This is a genomic window from Ekhidna sp., from assembly GCF_963691765.1.
In the GTDB taxonomy this organism is placed as follows: domain Bacteria; phylum Bacteroidota; class Bacteroidia; order Cytophagales; family Cyclobacteriaceae; genus Ekhidna.
Window position 1 is genome coordinate 1,054,372 of sequence record NZ_OY829375.1, and the last position, 16,967, is coordinate 1,071,338.

The 16,967-nt window shown below is 40.2% G+C and carries 15 protein-coding genes; 6 read left to right on the forward strand and 9 right to left on the reverse strand.

Translation table 11 applies throughout. The features are described 5' to 3' along the window. Position 1: 1 nt before the first annotated feature. Genes ACY650_RS05065 through ACY650_RS05080 form a run of 4 tightly spaced genes read right to left on the reverse strand, consistent with a single transcriptional unit; the run spans position 2 to position 3,392 of the window. Positions 2–604 (reverse strand): nucleotidyltransferase family protein, encoded by a 603-nt coding sequence (locus tag ACY650_RS05065; protein WP_462252387.1) that lies wholly within the window; start codon positions 602–604, stop codon positions 2–4. After that, positions 597–1,754, reverse strand: coding sequence for an XdhC family protein (locus ACY650_RS05070; protein ID WP_462252389.1), 1,158 nt, complete (start codon positions 1,752–1,754; stop codon positions 597–599). Before ACY650_RS05070 ends, ACY650_RS05065 begins: the two co-directional genes overlap by 8 nt. Continuing rightward, entirely contained in the window at positions 1,751–2,896 is a 1,146-nt protein-coding gene (locus ACY650_RS05075) for a cysteine desulfurase family protein (RefSeq protein WP_462252391.1), read from the reverse strand. The genes ACY650_RS05070 and ACY650_RS05075 overlap by 4 nt, the downstream gene beginning before the upstream one ends. After that, on the reverse strand, positions 2,889–3,392 hold the full coding sequence (locus ACY650_RS05080; protein ID WP_462252393.1) for an MOSC domain-containing protein: 504 nt from the start codon (positions 3,390–3,392) through the stop codon (positions 2,889–2,891). The genes ACY650_RS05075 and ACY650_RS05080 overlap by 8 nt, the downstream gene beginning before the upstream one ends. A gap of 149 nt (positions 3,393–3,541) precedes the next feature. Here ACY650_RS05080 and ACY650_RS05085 point away from each other — a divergent pair, with 149 nt between their 5' ends. From ACY650_RS05085 to ACY650_RS05095, 3 genes are all read left to right on the forward strand, one after another. Then, positions 3,542–4,000 carry a (2Fe-2S)-binding protein gene (locus ACY650_RS05085; protein WP_462252395.1) on the forward strand — a complete coding sequence of 153 codons (459 nt, stop codon included), beginning with the start codon at positions 3,542–3,544 and terminating at the stop codon, positions 3,998–4,000. 11 nt (positions 4,001–4,011) lie between these two features. Continuing rightward, positions 4,012–6,222, forward strand: coding sequence for a molybdopterin cofactor-binding domain-containing protein (locus ACY650_RS05090; RefSeq protein ID WP_462252397.1), 2,211 nt, complete (start codon positions 4,012–4,014; stop codon positions 6,220–6,222). A gap of 98 nt (positions 6,223–6,320) precedes the next feature. Further along, complete coding sequence (locus ACY650_RS05095) at positions 6,321–6,725, forward strand: hypothetical protein (protein WP_462252399.1); 405 nt, start codon at positions 6,321–6,323, stop codon at positions 6,723–6,725. A gap of 47 nt (positions 6,726–6,772) precedes the next feature. On the opposite strand, the gene ACY650_RS05100 is transcribed toward ACY650_RS05095, so the two are convergent. Then, positions 6,773–8,989 carry an NADP-dependent isocitrate dehydrogenase gene (locus ACY650_RS05100; RefSeq protein ID WP_462252401.1) on the reverse strand — a complete coding sequence of 739 codons (2,217 nt, stop codon included), beginning with the start codon at positions 8,987–8,989 and terminating at the stop codon, positions 6,773–6,775. Between the two features lie 65 nt (positions 8,990–9,054). Further along, positions 9,055–9,870, reverse strand: coding sequence for a 3-methyl-2-oxobutanoate hydroxymethyltransferase (gene panB / locus ACY650_RS05105; protein WP_462252402.1), 816 nt, complete (start codon positions 9,868–9,870; stop codon positions 9,055–9,057). Between the two features lie 153 nt (positions 9,871–10,023). Between panB and ACY650_RS05110 the strand changes: the two genes are divergently transcribed. After that, on the forward strand, positions 10,024–10,992 hold the full coding sequence (locus tag ACY650_RS05110; RefSeq protein ID WP_462252404.1) for an NAD(P)H-dependent flavin oxidoreductase: 969 nt from the start codon (positions 10,024–10,026) through the stop codon (positions 10,990–10,992). Here ACY650_RS05110 and ACY650_RS05115 read toward each other — a convergent pair. Beyond that, complete coding sequence (locus ACY650_RS05115) at positions 10,989–11,546, reverse strand: thioredoxin family protein (protein WP_462252406.1); 558 nt, start codon at positions 11,544–11,546, stop codon at positions 10,989–10,991. The genes ACY650_RS05110 and ACY650_RS05115 overlap by 4 nt on opposite strands. A gap of 54 nt (positions 11,547–11,600) precedes the next feature. Between ACY650_RS05115 and ACY650_RS05120 the strand changes: the two genes are divergently transcribed. Both ACY650_RS05120 and ACY650_RS05125 read left to right on the forward strand, forming a co-directional pair. Beyond that, a complete protein-coding gene (locus ACY650_RS05120; protein ID WP_462252408.1) occupies positions 11,601–13,247 on the forward strand; it encodes an amidohydrolase family protein in 1,647 nt (548 codons plus the stop codon). A gap of 5 nt (positions 13,248–13,252) precedes the next feature. Then, positions 13,253–14,233 carry a tetratricopeptide repeat protein gene (locus tag ACY650_RS05125; RefSeq protein WP_462252410.1) on the forward strand — a complete coding sequence of 327 codons (981 nt, stop codon included), beginning with the start codon at positions 13,253–13,255 and terminating at the stop codon, positions 14,231–14,233. On the opposite strand, the gene ACY650_RS05130 is transcribed toward ACY650_RS05125, so the two are convergent. Together ACY650_RS05130 and aspS are read right to left on the reverse strand one after the other, a co-directional pair. Continuing rightward, entirely contained in the window at positions 14,202–15,137 is a 936-nt protein-coding gene (locus ACY650_RS05130) for a glycerophosphodiester phosphodiesterase (RefSeq protein WP_462252412.1), read from the reverse strand. The genes ACY650_RS05125 and ACY650_RS05130 overlap by 32 nt on opposite strands. A gap of 47 nt (positions 15,138–15,184) precedes the next feature. After that, entirely contained in the window at positions 15,185–16,945 is a 1,761-nt protein-coding gene (gene aspS, locus ACY650_RS05135) for an aspartate--tRNA ligase (protein ID WP_462252414.1), read from the reverse strand. Positions 16,946–16,967: the final 22 nt, after the last annotated feature.

Genomic DNA, 16,967 nt, shown 5'->3' on the forward strand with positions numbered 1-16,967 from the left:
ATCAATTTTTTATTCCATTCAACCTCTCCAAATCCTGAGGTGTATCTATATCAAAATTACCTTGATCAAATTTGATTGTCTTCACTTTTTCAGAATGCTTTTTCACTATTTTTCGTGCGCCATAATCACCATCCAGCTCTTTGATCTCATCAAAATACTCCTCTCCAAGTAGCACAGGAACGCCAGCGATTCCTTCATACTCGGAAGCTACAATGTCTGATTTCTCGGCATATTGGTCGATCAAACGGTTTAATAATTCAGTGTTTATAAATGGCTGATCTGAAACCATGACCAAAACTCCATCAATCTGCGGGTTAAGTTTTATAGTTGTTTGCAAACCCAGCACGAGGCTTCCAGCCATACCATCTCGCCACGCTTCGTTCTTTTCAACATGGAAAGATTTGCAATTAGTTTCACTTAAAACCTCATCTGAATATCCACCTACAATTAGAACTCGTGACTGTAGGTTAACTTCTTCAGCTGTATCTATTGCCCGTTGCAACAGAGATATACCTTGATACTTCACAAGCTGCTTTGGCTGACCCAAGCGTTTTGATTCTCCTGCCGCCAATAATACCAATCCGATATTTGACAACCTACTCAATGACTATCTGTTTGAATTCATTATTCTTCTTTCTATGGATAGGCCCATCCTTTGACTTCAGACGACCTCCATTCGTTTCGGTAAGTACTGATTGAATTTCAGCAAGAATTGACAAACCAATCTCTGCCGGTGTTTCGGCTCCAATTTCAAGCCCAACTGGTGCATGGATTATTGAGTGCTGCTCCTCCGTCAGCTCAATTCCTTCATCCTTCAAATCGTTGAGCATTCGGTCGTATTTTTTTTTAGGGCCTAATATTCCGATGTATGGAATTCCACCTTCTTTAAGTAAGACTTTTAAGACAGCTATATCATATCGATAATTATGAGTCATCAGAACAAACACAGTTCGATCAGAAAGAGATACCTCTTTCAAAATCTCTTCTGGCTTTGTGACTATGACTTGACACGAACTAGCAAATCTCTCAGCATTTGCATGCGTAGGTCTGCCATCTGAAATAATAATATTCCAGCCTAGAACCTCAGCCATTTGTGCCAGGAGTTGCGCATCATTTCCAGCACCTACCAAAACCAATGTTGGAGGTTGATTGAAAACTTCAAGAAAAAGAAACTGCCTTTCGTCGTTTATGATGTATTCTCTAAAGAGTGAGGTCTGTTGATCGAATGCCGCTTCACAATCTTGAATCACGTGATCATGAATATCTTTTGCTTTTTCACTCCCACTTACGCTTAGATCACTATTAACCAGGAATGTTGTGCCAAATTGATCTTGAGCTTTATCTAAGTGAAAATAAGTGCCAATAACAGTTGATTCATTCTGTGTATTCGCTCTTTTAAGTAATTCAATCGGGTTACTGGAATGTTGAAAATCGATAGGTTCGAACAGAACCTGAATGACACCATTACATCCAAGTTGAGCACCAATGGCTGCATCATGTTCATCACTGGTGTCGTATGTCACCAGCTTATTCTTATTTTGATGAAGTGCATGTAAGGCCTTTCTCAACGCATCTCCCTCCAAGCAGCCACCACTGATCGCTCCAGTCATCATTCCATCTTCATCAACCAGCATTCTAGCCCCTGCCCTTCGGTAAGACGAGCCTTCCACGTGAACAACCGTTGCCAAAACGCATGCTAAATCTGTTGATTTGGCTTGCTCATAAGATTCGATGATTGCATCAATTTCTCTCATAACAGCTGCATGCGTTGTTGCTCGATAACTGATCGAATAATTTGAATTGCTTTGCGAACCTCTTCTTCTGATGTAAATCTTCCCAGCGAAATGCGTAGGGACGAAAATGCCAGTTGGTCGCTGATGCCCATTCCTTTCAAAACGTGAGATGGTTCAATCACAGAAGAATTGCAAGCTGAGCCTTGAGATACTGCGATACCCTTAAGTGATCGTATCAATCTGCTTCCATCTATGTCTTGAAATGACACATTGGATACATGACTCAGTCGGTTAGTCTTTTGTCCATTTATCTGAATCCCTCCCAGCTGCAAAAGTTCTGATTCAAGAAAATCTCTAAGTTTTTTTAAGCGATCCATCTCAGAATTAAGTAAATGTCCAGCGACTTCACATGCTTTACCAAAGCCAACAATGCCAGGCACATTCAATGTACCTGACCTCAATCCTTTTTCGTGACCACCTCCATAAACCATTGGAGCAATGGTGCTCAAATCATTCACATACAGCGCACCAACACCTTTTGGTCCATACAATTTGTGCGAAGAAAACGCTGCAATATCAATATTCGATTCTTGTAGATTTTGAGGGATTTTTCCGACAGCTTGAGTGATATCCGAAAAGAGAAGAATTTCATTCTCTTCGCATATCTGCGAAATCAGATCCATTTCCTGTAAAACACCTGTTTCATTGTTGGCAGACATTACACATACCATCAAGGTATTTTCCTGGATTGCAGCTTGAAGTTCTGCTAGGTCTATTAGTCCATCAGCGTTAATATCGAGTATGGTTATTTCTACTCCAATTGACTTTAAATAATCACAGGTATCCAGTACAGCTTTGTGTTCGCTACAGCACGTAATAATGTGATTCTTACTCTCATTAGATGCTACGGCGCCACGAATTCCTAGATTGATTGCCTCAGTTGCTCCTGAGGTGAAAATGAGATTTTGAGGTTTTACTCCAATTAATATTCCAACTTGATCCCTTGCCATATTCACCGCTTCTTCGGCATCCCAACCATATGCATGTTGTACGCTAGATGCATTACCAAAGCTTTCCTTAAAATATGGAAGCATTGCCTGTAGCACTTGATCATCTACAGGTGTTGTCGCATTATAATCCAGATATATAGGCTGTTCACTCATTGACAACTAATCTAACCTCGTCTCCAATTTTTATTCGTCCTCCGCTAACTACATGAGCGGTAATACCTCCATGTCCTCGCATAGCATTATATCCACCTGGACCTAAATTTTCTTCCATTCTTGAGCAAGGATGGCAATAGCCAGTTCCCTCAAAAACCACTTCACCAATCCTAAATTTTTGATCTCTAAGGGCAAATAGGTTGACACCTTTTATCACCAAGTTTCTTCTAACTATTCCTGGATCAAAATCTGAAACTCCCATGATAGAGAAGACCGCTTCTAAATGCTCATATTGAATAAGCGTAACCTGCCTTTTCAAACTGTATTTCCCGGCAAAGTGATCACCTTCTAAACCTCCATCTACACTTACATTGAGTTCTAACACATTTTTAAGAGGTTTTTTTCGCTCCGGTCGAATTCCAATCCATTCTAGACTCCCAACCTGCGGCAAGGTGCTTATTAACGAATTAATGGGTTTATCTATCTCAGCTTTCATTTTTCAATTGAATTCGAAACATGAATTTATTCATTATTCATTCTTAGTCTCACTACCACTCGAGTAAAATCCTGTCTTTTGATCCAAGTTAGCAAGCGTTTGTCTTCTGAATTTAGTAATTTGTTAGACCAACTCAATCAACATTTTATATGGCAGCATTTACAATTAAGGTGAATGGAAAATCTCATCAACTGGATGTAGATTCAGATACACCAATATTATGGGTTTTAAGAGATCATTTAAAGCTTGTAGGAACAAAGTATGGATGTGGAGTAGCTCAATGTGGCGCATGTACCATACATCTTGACGGAAACTCCATACGATCATGTTCGCTTCCAATATCTGCAGTGGGTAACAAAGAAGTGACTACTATCGAAGGTCTTTCTGAAAATGGAGATCACCCAGTTCAAAAAGCATGGATAGCGCACGATGTACCACAATGTGGTTATTGTCAGGCTGGTCAAATCATGAATGCCGCGGCATTTCTAGATAAGAACCCTAATCCTTCGCAAGAGGAAATAGCGACAGCTATGAATGGAAATATTTGTAGATGTGGGACATATACGCGAATCAACAAAGCAATTCAAACTGCAGCTAAAAACGCTTAAATCTTACGACTATGACACTTATTAAAACACAATACAATAGAAGATCATTTTTGAAGGTTTCTGCTGCGGCTGGAGGTGGAATGCTTATAGGATTTAATTGGTTGACTGGCTGTACGCCTGCCTCAACTCCTGAAGAACAGCTTGCAATACCAAGTGAATGGTTTGACATCAATGGATATGTCAAAATTGGAGATACTGGCCTCGTAACGATCTATTCTCCAAATCCAGAGATTGGTCAAAACATCAAGACTTCTATGCCAATGGTGGTAGCGGAAGAATTGGATGTCGACTGGAATAATGTTGTAGTAGAACAAGCTCCCCTTAACACCGGATTCTATCAGAACCAGTTTGCGGGAGGAAGCTTATCTCTAAGATTGAGTTGGGATGCATTGAGAATGGCTGGAGCCACTGGCAAACAAATGCTTTTACTAGCAGCGGCAAAGGAATGGGGAGTTAGTGCTTCAGATTTAATAGCTGAAGGTGGCATTATTAAGGAGAAAGGTGGTGAAAGAAGTATGGGTTACGGTGATATCGTAGCTAAAGCTGTAGATATTGAAGTGCCAGAAGAAGTGACATTAAAGGAGCCTAAAGATTACAAGCTCATTGGAAAACCTACTAAAAATGTAGATGGTGAGAAAATTGTAACTGGTAAACCTCTTTTCGGAATTGACTATGAGGTGGAAGGAATGAAGTTGGCTGTAATCCATCACCCTCCAGCGTTTGGAACTAAGATCTTGAGTTTTAATGAGGAAGAGATCAAGGCTATGTCCGGAGTAACTGATGCATTTATAATTGATACTAATACTGGATCAGATAGCTGGAGTGCTGTCAATGCCTTTCAGCAATTAGTTGCAATCGTAGGAGAAACTACGTGGCAACTCATGAAGGCAAAAAAAGCGCTGAAAGTAGAATATGAAGAAACAAGTGCACCAGAAAATTCGGAGATGCACCAAGTACGAATGGTCACTGATTTAGAAAATGGTGAGATCATTGAAGATAGAAAAGACGGGGATGTCGATGCTGCATTCGCTAAGGCTGCCAAAGTAGTGGAACGCACTTACACTTCTCCTTTCATGGCTCATAATACCATGGAACCAATGAACTTTTTTGCCAATGTAACGGAAGATAAGGCAGAGCTAGTAGGACCAATTCAAACGCCAGAAGCGCTCGAAGGTATGGTTTCAGCCTTGCTGGATATGCCTTTGGAGAACATCACAGTAGATATGACAAGACAAGGTGGTGGCTTTGGTCGCAGACTATACGGAAGCTTTGGTGTTGAAGCAGCAGCTATTTCCAAGAAAGCCGGTGTGCCTATAAAATTGATTTATAAGCGAGAAGACGATATGACACAAGGAACCTATCGCCCTCCATACCGATCAGTTTACAAAGCAGGATTAGACGAGAATGGCAACATGATTGCGTTTCAAGCCAGAGGAGTTGGACTGCCGGGCGGTTCTGTTTTCCCAAATCGATTTCCGGCTGGTGCGGTAGAAAATTACCATGCTGAACGAATAGCATCTTCAACCAATATCACAACAGCAGCTTGGAGAGCTCCACGTTCCCATTTCACTGCAGGTGCTGAACAAGCCTTTTTAGACGAGGTGGCAGAAGTAGCAGGAAAGGATCCAATAGATTTTCGACTTGAACTATTTGACAGGGCTAAAAACAATCCTGTAGGTGAAGCATATGACTATGATGCAGATCGCTACGCGGGAGTCCTGAAGTTGGCAAGGGAAAAAGCCAACTGGGGTCAAGAGACTCCAGGTGTATATAGAGGAATTGCGGTGTACTACTGTCACTTTTCATATGTAGCAGAAGTGGTTGATCTTATCATGCAAGATGGTCAGCCAAAAATTAAGAAAGTGACTGCTGCGGTGGACTGTGGCATTGTAGTTAATCCTGAAGGAGCGAAAAATCAAATAGAAGGTGGAATCATTGATGGAATTGGGCATTCTATGTATAGCCAGCTCACATTTGAGAATGGGATTCCACAGCAGCAGAATTTTGATAAATACAATTTAATTAGACACACTCAAGCACCAGAAGAAATAGAAGTTCATTTTGTTCAAAATGAGATTGCTCCAACTGGACTTGGGGAGCCTGGACTTCCTCCAGCTGTAGCCGCACTGTCAAATGCAATGTATCAAGCAACTGGTAAGCGCTGGTATCACCAGCCATTCACCATTGCGCAGCAGGATGAGGAATCAATAGAATTCGGATGATTTAATTAACCCAATGCAGGGAGTCAGTGAAAGTTGGCTCCCTTTTTTATTAACAAATCCAATAGGAAAATCGTTATAAAATAAAACGATAAAGGAATATGAAACAGGTAATAATAGGCTTATTAGTACTTTCTTCGTCAATGTGTTTTGGGCAGGAAAACAATGAAAATTCATCATTTTTATCTAGAAATCAACCTGTAAACTTGTTTTCAAACCTTAATAAGACTCAACTTCAATCGACAAACTTTCAATTGAAACTTCCTTCTGAACGCGAACTGAGTGAGTTAGCGTACCAGTCTGATTTTATCAATTTCATGTCTAATGATATTAGATTATTTAATTATCCATCAGGTGATTTAAGTGAATTAAATGATGTAGTCTTTGGGAATTACATGAATTCATCTTTAAATCTTGGCAAAGGCTCCTTAAATACGATCTATGTTTTTGACCAAACCGGAAGGTTGGTAAATAGTTCTACAAGCTTCTCTTTTGGCAAGAAGTAATAAAAAAGCCCGAATGAATCGGGCTTTAAATTTTTTACAAAGTTCTTTTAAATCGAGTCAATAATCTGATTCAACGTACTGCTGGCTCTCATAGCAGTGCTTGCTAAATTTTCATCAGGCTGATAATAGCCTCCGATATTCACTGCAGAACCTTGAGCTGCAATTAACTCATCATTTATTTTGGATTCATTTGCTGCTAAATCACTTGCAACAGATTCAAATGTTGATTTTAATTCAGCATCATCACTTTGTGCAGCTAGCATCTCTGCCCAGTACATTGCAAGGTAGAAATGGCTTCCTCGGTTATCAATTTCATTTACTTTTCTAGAAGGAGACTTGTTCTCTTCCAATAATTTGGATGTAGCATTATCTAACGCTTCACCAAGCACTTTTGCTCTCTTATTGTCATACTTTTCTCCAAGATGTTCTAGAGAAACTGCTAAGGCCAAAAACTCTCCTAGCGAGTCCCACCGTAAGTGACCTTCTTCAACAAATTGCTGAACATGCTTAGGCGCTGAACCGCCTGCTCCAGTTTCAAACAATCCGCCGCCATTCATTAATGGAACAATCGAAAGCATTTTCGCACTTGTTCCTACTTCCAAAATTGGGAAAAGGTCAGTCAAATAATCTCTAAGAACATTTCCCGTTACAGAAATTGTATCCTGTCCTTCACGAATTCTATCTACAGAAAACTGTGTCGCTTCCACTGGAGACATGATGTGAATCTCAAGCCCATTTGTATTGTGGTCTTTTAAATAAACCTCAACTTTTTTAATAAGCTCTGCATCATGCGCTCTGTTCTTATCTAGCCAAAACACTGCAGGAGAACCTGTGGCTTTTGCGCGATTTACTGCCAACTTCACCCAGTCTTGTACAGGAGCATCTTTCACTTGACACATTCTGAAAATATCTCCCTGATTCACGTCTTGCTCTAAGAGAACGCTTCCATCTGTTGCAATAACCTGAACCTTTCCAGCATCATCAAATTGGAATGTTTTATCGTGCGAACCGTATTCTTCTGCTTTTTGCGCCATTAATCCTACATTAGGTACACTTCCCATGGTGGTAGGATCGTAAGCCCCATTCTTCTTACAATCTTCTATAACCGTCTGATAGACTCCAGAATACGATCTGTCCGGAATGACCGCTTTAGTATCTTCAGTTTTATTATCCTTATTCCACATCTGTCCAGATGTGCGGATCATTGCTGGCATTGAAGCATCAATAATCACATCACTTGGCACATGTAAATTCGTGATTCCTTTATCCGAATTCACCATTGCTAAAGCAGGACGAGATTCATAAACTTTTTCAACATCTGCTTCTATCTCGCTTCTCTTGGCTTCATCCAAAGATTGGATTTTATTGTAGACATCACCAATACCACTTTTTGCGTCCACACCAATTTTAGCAAACAAATCAGCATGTTTTTCAAAGACGTCCTGATAGAAAACTTCTACAGCAGCCCCAAAGATGATCGGATCAGAAACCTTCATCATTGTAGCCTTCATATGTAATGAGAAAAGCACATTGTTCGCTTTTGCATCTTCAATTTCAGCAGCGATGAAAGATTTCAACTTATCCATATTCATAACTGAAGCATCAATAACTTCTCCAGCTTGAATAGGGAAACTTTCTTTTAATGTCTTAGCAGAACCCTCAGAACCAACGAAGTTGATTTTAACATCAGTTGCAGACTCAACTGTTGTTGATTTTTCACTTCCATAGAAATCACCACCACTCATACTAGCAACATGAGATTTAGAATCAGATGCCCACGCTCCCATGCTATGAGGGAATTTTTTTGCGTAATTTTTTACAGCTTTTGGAGCTCGACGATCAGAGTTTCCTTCTCTCAACACCGGATTTACCGCACTGCCTTTTACCTTATCGTATCTAGCTTTTACATCTTTCTCTTCATCATTTTGCGGATCTACTGGATAATCTGGAAGCGCGTATCCTTGAGATTGCAGCTCCTTGATAGTTGCAGTAAGCTGAGGGATAGAAGCACTGATATTAGGCAATTTGATGATGTTAGCTTCTGGCGTTTTTGCTATTTCACCTAGTTCTGAAAGCGCATCTCCAATTCGCTGGTCTTCAGACAAAAATTCAGGAAATACAGCAATTATTCTACCCGCTAATGAGATATCTCTGGTTTCTATATTAACACCTGCCTTGCCTGCAAAAGCTTTAACAATCGGAAGTAGAGATTTAGTTGCCAAAGCAGGAGCTTCGTCGGTATGTGTATATATAATCTTGGCCATTTCTATTGGTCTATGTTTTTTAGTTTGGTTTACTAGTCGCTAACATCATCTGCAGCAATAAGTTCTTAATAACTCTCTTTTTCGTTAGGAAATTCTTTGGATTTAATATCAGACACATAATTCTCAAATGCATCTTTCATTATCGCATTTAAATCTGCGTATTGTCTTAAAAACCTTGGCTTAAAATCTTGAGTGATTCCTAACATGTCATGAACCACCAAAACCTGACCATCAGTATCTGGGCCTGCACCAATTCCAATTGTAGGTATGGAAATAGACTCAGAAACCTTCTTTGCTAGTTGTGACGGAATTTTTTCCAAAACAATTGCAAAGCAACCAAGCTCTTCTAAAATTTTGGCATCTTCCAATAATTTTTGCGCTTCAGCCTCCTCTTTTGCACGAACAGTGTACGTGCCAAACTTATAAATAGATTGTGGAGTAAGACCAAGATGGCCCATCACTGGGATTCCGGCAGAAAGTACACGAGAAATACTCTCTTTAATCTCAACCCCTCCTTCCATTTTCACTGCATGCCCTCCAGATTCCTTCATTATTCTAATGCATGATCGCAATGCTTCAGATGAGCTTCCTTGGTAACTACCAAATGGTACATCTACTACCACCAAAGCACGGTTTACAGCTTTAACCACGGAGGTGGCGTGCCAAATCATATGATCAAGCGTAATTGGAAGTGTTGTCTCGTTACCAGCCATTACATTAGAGGCACTATCACCAACTAAGATTACGTCTACTCCTGCTTGATCAATAATCTTAGCCATTGAGTAGTCATAGGCTGTTAACATGGATATCTTTTCCCCTTTCGACTTCATTTCTTGAAGTTGATGGGTAGTAACAATTTTAATATTTCCGTGTATGCTCATGGCTTAAAATGGATGCGCAATTTACATAATCACAGCTTGATCCTAAAATGAAATAGTCTCTCAAGCAGTATAGATTTTATTCATATTTTGACGAAATCACTTGTTTGAGTATTCTTGCCAGTCTCTATTTAACATTTATTTCTCTACAGTTTTATGAAAGCACCTTTTATTTCAGACCTATCTCTTCCAGCAGTTGCTGCTCCCATGTTTCTTATTTCAGGACCCAAAATGGTAATCGAATGCTGTAAAAACGGCATTGTAGGAACGTTCCCAGCATTAAATAACAGAACTACAGAAGGATTTGAAGAGTGGGTGATCGAAATAAAGGAGGAATTGGATAGATGGGAAAAAGAGACTGGAAAAAAAGCTGCTCCATTTGGAGTAAATCTTATTGTGCATAAGACTAATCCTCGTTTAGAGGCAGATTTAGCAATAGTTGTCAAACATAAGGTGCCTCTGATTATTACTTCATTAGGTGCTGTGAGTCAACTAGTGGATGCCGTTCATAGCTACGGAGGATTGGTATTTCACGATGTAATCATGAAGCGTCATGCTGAAAAGGCGGCCGAGGCGGGTGTAGATGGGCTGATTTTGGTTTGCGCAGGTGCAGGTGGTCACGCAGGCACGCTGAATCCAATGCCTTTTATTGGCGAGGTTCGTCAATTTTTTAAAAAAACCATTTTACTGTCTGGATGTATTTCAACAGGAAGAGATGTAGCGTCAGCCATGCAAATGGGTGCTGACCTTGCTTACATGGGTACAAGGTTTATAAATACTCAAGAAAGCGAGGCATCGGAGGAATATCGACAAATGATTATAAATGCGGGTGCATCAGATATTGTATACACAGCTGCAGTTTCAGGTGTAAATGCAAACTTTTTGAGGCCAAGTCTTGAATCCATGGGTATTACTGAAGAAATGTGGAAGAATACCGCTAAAGTTGACTTTGGGGAAGAATTAGACACTAGCGACGAGGCAAAAGCTTGGAAAACGATCTGGTCTGCTGGACAAGGCGTCACCAAAATAGCAGATTCACCCAGTCTAAGCGAACTTGCCGACAGGCTTAAAAGAGAATTTAAAGAAGCATTGCAAGAACAAGCAGACTTATTAAATAAATACTAGTTTTTCCATTTAATGCTACAGCCTATACTAGGTTTTTGATCCTCGATCTGAGGTTCATCTTCCAAATGCGCCTCTAATGCATTTACTAAGTCATCTCCAGTAACTGGCTCAGGATTTCCTGGGGTACTTGCGTCGAAACGGCCACGATAAATACATTTGAGATCTTCGTCAAACAAGAAAAAATCAGGCGTACATACAGCCTGGTAAGCTTTTGCAACTTCTTGCGTTTCATCAAACAAGTAAGGGAAATTAAATTCAAACTCCTCAGCTTGCTCTTTGAGTCCTTCTGGTGAGTCATCTGGATAAGCAGCAGGATCATTTGAACTAATAGCCACAAATCCAATTTTCTGAGAAGAGTATTGTCTGGCGATAACCGCAATTTCCTCTTCGATATTTTTCACATAAGGACAATGGGCGCAAATAAACATTACTACTACGCCGTATTCTAATCGAACATCTTCGAGGGTTTTGTTTTCACCGGATATTACATCCAGCAAGTCAAAGTCCGGAGCTACTGTGCCTATAGGCATCATGGTGGATTCTACTGCAGCCATACTTTTGAATTGATTATTTTTAAATCTGAGCTAAAAGTTAATACATCACATTACATGAAAAAACTCATTACCCTTCTTTTCATAGTTTTTGCATATCAGTTCTCGTTAGCACAGATCACTTCGGCACCATCTAGAACATCTGGAGATGGCCCTTACGACATGACCATCATTAGAGGAGCTACACTTATAAATGGCAATGGCGCCCCTCCCATTGGACCTGTAGATATCGTTATTGAAAAAAACAAGATTACCCAAGTTCAAGTGGTCGGCTATCCTGGAGTAGAGATTAATGAAGAAAGGAGACCAAAACTTGAAGGGAATGGTATTGAGGTAGATGCTGAAGGAATGTATGTGCTACCTGGATTTGTAGATATGCATGGTCACATCGGGGGTACTAGTCAAGGAACGACAGCAGAATACGTCTTTAAGCTATGGTTGGCCCATGGCATCACGACAGTAAGGGATCCATCTGCAGGCAATGGACTTGATTGGGTATTAAGTCATAAAAACAGAAGTGCAAACAATGAAATAGCGGCTCCACGTATTCTGGCATATACATCTTTTGGTCAAAATCTTGAAAAAGTTAAAGTTGTTAGAAACATACCGGGAGAAAGATCGGCATCTAGTGAAGTTTTAAAAGATCCAATCACTACTGCTGAGGAAGCAGTTTCGTGGGTAAGAGCTAATTACCGAAGAGGTGCGGATGGCATCAAATTTTTTGGAGCCTCTCCTGAAGTGATGGAAGCAGCTTTAAAAGAAAATAAAAGATTAGGACTTCGATCTGCATGTCATCATGCTCAATTAAATGTGGGGTGGTGGAATGTTCTAAATTCAGCTGAAGCAGGACTCACCACTATGGAACATTGGTATGGTTTGCCTGAGGCACTTTTCAATGATCGTGTGGTTCAAGATTATCCAGTAGACTATAATTATCAGAATGAGCAAGACAGATTTGGAGAAGCTGGAAGGCTTTGGAAACAGGCAGCAAAGCCTTACTCAGAAAAATGGAATCAAGTAATGAATAGACTCCTAGAGTTGGACTTCACCATTGATCCAACGTTCAATATTTATGAAGCAAGTAGGGATCTCATGCGCTCAAGGAATGCTGATTGGCATAAAGATTACACCCTCCCTTCTCTATGGTCGTTCTATCGTCCGAGTAAAATATCTCACGGTTCCTACTGGCACTATTGGGGCACTGAAGAAGAGGTTGCGTGGAAGGAAAATTACAAACTATGGATGACCTTCATCAATGAATATAAAAATAGAGGTGGTCGTGTTACTACGGGATCTGATTCTGGCTTTATATACCAACTTTATGGGTTTGCTTATGTCCGTGAGCTCGAATTATTAAGAGAAGCAGGCTTTCATCCGCTAGAAGTAATTAGATCAGCAACTTTAATGGGTGCCGAAGCATTAGGCATGGAAAAAGAAATCGGAACTGTTGCGGTAGGGAAAATGGCAGATTTGGTCGTTGTAGAAGAAAACCCACTTGCCAATTTAAAAGTGCTATACGGAACTGGTGCAATAAAATTAACGGAGGAAAATGAGATCACCCGGGTTGGAGGTGTTAAGTACACGATAAAAGATGGCGTGGTTTATGATGCTAAAGAACTATTAAAGGATGTTCGAGAGATTGTGAAAGAGGCAAAAGATGGAAAGGAATTGAAACAACCTGGATATCCAAATTGGAAAGATTGACCCCTATGAAAAAAATCACCCCGATCATACTATCATTATTTTTTTTGCAATGCCAACAAGGAGGACAGTCTGCCAAAATCGATTCAAAATCAGTGGTATCAGCATCAGCTAAAGACCCATTGAAGGTATACAATTTGATGGGTGAGGAACTTCCTCCAAAGCAGCTTGCTGAGGATTCAAAAAGAAAATTGGAGATTAACCTTCAACGGGCAATTACCAACTTTGAAGCAAATCAGGATAGCCTGGAATTAATCATATGGTACGGACGAAGATTGGCCTACTTGGGCAGATATCTAGATGCAATTGATGTTTATACTTCAGGTATTGAAAAATTTCCAACCTCTTATAAGCTTAGAAGGCATAGAGGCCACAGGTATATTTCTACTCGTCAACTTGATAAGGCGATTGAAGATTTCGAAATGGCCGCCTATTACAGCGTCAATGCCAATAATGAAATAGAACCAGACGGTATTCCAAACAAGCTCAACAAACCTCTAGGGAACGATAAATTCAACATTTGGTATCACTATGGACTCGCTCACTACTTAAGCGGCCGGTATGATAAAGCGATTTCTGCTTATAAGAAATGCATGGAGTTTAGCGATAATTCAGATCTCTTAGCTGCTACCTCTTATTGGCTCAACATGACCTATATGAAGATCGGGAACCCTGAATTAGCCGCCACTTTACTTGAACCAATAAATAAGCGAATGATTATGGTAGAAAATGATGCCTACTTAGATCTACTACTCTTATTTAAAGGGGAAAAAAGTGCTGAGGACTTGATGAAAGTAGCATTTCCTGAAAATGGCGATTCTGATCCAACTCTTGGATATGGAATTGGTAATTGGTATCAACGGCAAGGTGATATCGACAAAGCCAATGAAATATTTCTTAGGATCCTGGAGAGTCCAAGATGGGACGCTTTTGGTTATTTAGCTGCTGAAGCAGAGCTTACTGCGGCGTTTCCTGTCCCAGTCTCTTAAGTTCGTTACGTAGTTGAATGGCTACATTAGGAAAATCGGTGATTATACCATCAACGCCAGCATTCAGCATTTTTACCATGTCGTCCCTCGTATTTACCGGATACGCATGTACTTCATAACCTTTAGCATGCATTTGAAAAATTCTTCTTGGAGATAAAGTTTCCCACTGCGGATTAATTGCTTTCATCCGATTACTTTCCTTCGCTCTTCCCATGTGAATTCTTGTTTCAAGATAAAAAGCGATTAGTGGAGCAGAATCTTCGCCCACAATTAAAGCCTTTGTTTGAATGAGTGGATCTAGCTCGTGTACTTCATCTAAATATTTGGGCTCATACGATTGAAGGATAATCCAATCTTCGCCATTTTCTTCACTTAGAACAACCTCAACAAGTTTTTCCGCAAAGTCATGATAGTGGGGATGATCCATATGTTTGATCTCAATAAGTACTGTCACTCTACCATTTATAAAGTCAAGCACCTCTTTTAATGTTGGGATTTTCTCTTCCTTAAATTGTGAATCAAACCAAGAGCCAACTTCAAATTGCCTAAGTTCTTCAAGTGTGTAATCATGAACATCGCCCGTTACTATGTTACCCAATGTGTCCTTAGTCACACGATCAAGTCTTTGATCATGAAATACGATGATTTCTTCATCCTTGGTATGACGTACATCAAGCTCAATTTGATCTACTCCGAGCTCCAATGCTTTTTCAAATGCAGCCATGGTATTTTCCGGAGCCAGCCCAGAAGCACCCTTATGAGCTATTATCTGAAATTCTTTGCCTCCCAGACGATCAATGTCAGTGCTAGCAAATAAATGACGGTAGAGATATGGCTCAAAAAGCGACAATGCACCGAACAAAATAAAAAACGGGGCAGAGTAAAGTAGAAACTTCTTAGTCATTAGGGTGATTATTTAGACACGAAAAGTTAGTAAAAAAGTACCAAAAGCTACGATTTTGTTGGCTCTACCAGTTTTAAACCAAGCTCATCCAGCTGTTCAATAGATATTTTGGAAGGTGAGTCAATCATAACATCTCTTCCAGCATTGTTTTTAGGGAAAGCAATGAAATCTCTAATGCTTTGTTCTCCTGCCATAATAGCACACAGTCGGTCAAACCCAAAAGCTACCCCTCCATGCGGAGGTGCTCCGAATTCAAACGCACCCATAAGGAATCCAAACTGTGCTTCAGCTTCTTCTTTGCTAAATCCTAATACTTCGAACATTCTGGCTTGCATATCTCTATCATGAATACGGATAGATCCTCCTCCAGCTTCAACACCATTGATAACCATATCGTAAGCATTTGCACGAACAGCCCCTGGATCAGAATTCAACTTATCTAAATCTTCTGGTTTTGGAGCCGTAAATGGGTGGTGCATGGCATGATATCTTTCAGTTTCTTCATCCCATTCCAAAAGAGGGAAATCTAATACCCATGCAGCAGCAACTTGGTTTTTATCTCTTAAACCTAATCGTTCTCCCATCTCTAATCTCAGCTCATTTAGGGCCTTTCTGGTTTGGTTTGCATCACCAGCTAAGATTAATAGTAGATCTCCCGGTTTTGCTCCAAACTTCTCTGCCCAACCTTTTAGTGCATCTTGATCAAAGAATTTATCGACAGAAGATTTGTAGGTACCATCCTCGTTACATTTCACATAAACCAATCCTTTGGCTCCAATCTGTGGCTTTTTCACAAAATCCGTTAAGCCATCCAGCTGCTTTCTTGTGTATTCTGCGCAGCCTTCAGCGTTTATTCCAACCACCAATTCCGCGCTATCAAATACAACAAAACCTTTACCCTGTGCTAAATCATTAAGTTCACAAAATTCCATTCCAAACCTAAGATCAGGCTTATCAGACCCATATTTTGTCATAGCTTCATCATAGCTGATGCGTTGAAAATCTGGCAGTTCAATCCCTTTGATTTCCTTGTATAAGAATTTAGTCATGCCTTCAAAAGTCTGTAATACATCCTCTTGCTCAACAAAAGCCATTTCACAGTCTATTTGTGTAAACTCTGGCTGTCTATCGGCACGAAGGTCTTCATCTCGAAAACATTTTACTATTTGGAAATAGCGATCCATGCCCGCTACCATCAACAGCTGCTTGAATGTCTGCGGAGATTGTGGCAGGGCGTAAAATTCATTTTCATTCATCCGCGAAGGCACCACAAAATCTCTGGCTCCTTCAGGCGTAGATTTAATTAGGTAAGGAGTTTCTACTTCCACAAATGCTTCTTTATTTAGATACTCTCTCACCTTTTGCATCATGGTATGACGCAATTGAAGTTTCTCTCTGATAGGATTTCTTCTAATATCCAGGTACCTGTATTTCATGCGAAGATCTTCCCCTCCGTCGGTTTCATCTTCTATTGTAAAAGGCGGCACTTTTGACTCATTCAGGAGTTCAAGGCTGTTCACTCGAATCTCTATGTCCCCTGTTGGTATCTTGTCGTTTTTGGAGTATCGCTCTACTACTTCACCTGTAGCCTTCACTACAAATTCTCTCCCAACTTTTTTTGCTTGATCGATGATTACCTGATCAGTGATCCCTTCTTCAAATATCAATTGAGTGATTCCATATCGGTCACGAAGATCGATCCACACAACTCCTCCTTTGTCTCGTTGCTTTTGTACCCAACCGCAAAGGGTTACGGTTTCCCCTACATGTTCCGATCGTAATTCTCCACAAGTATGTGTGCGTAACATAAATCTCTTTTAATTGATGAAT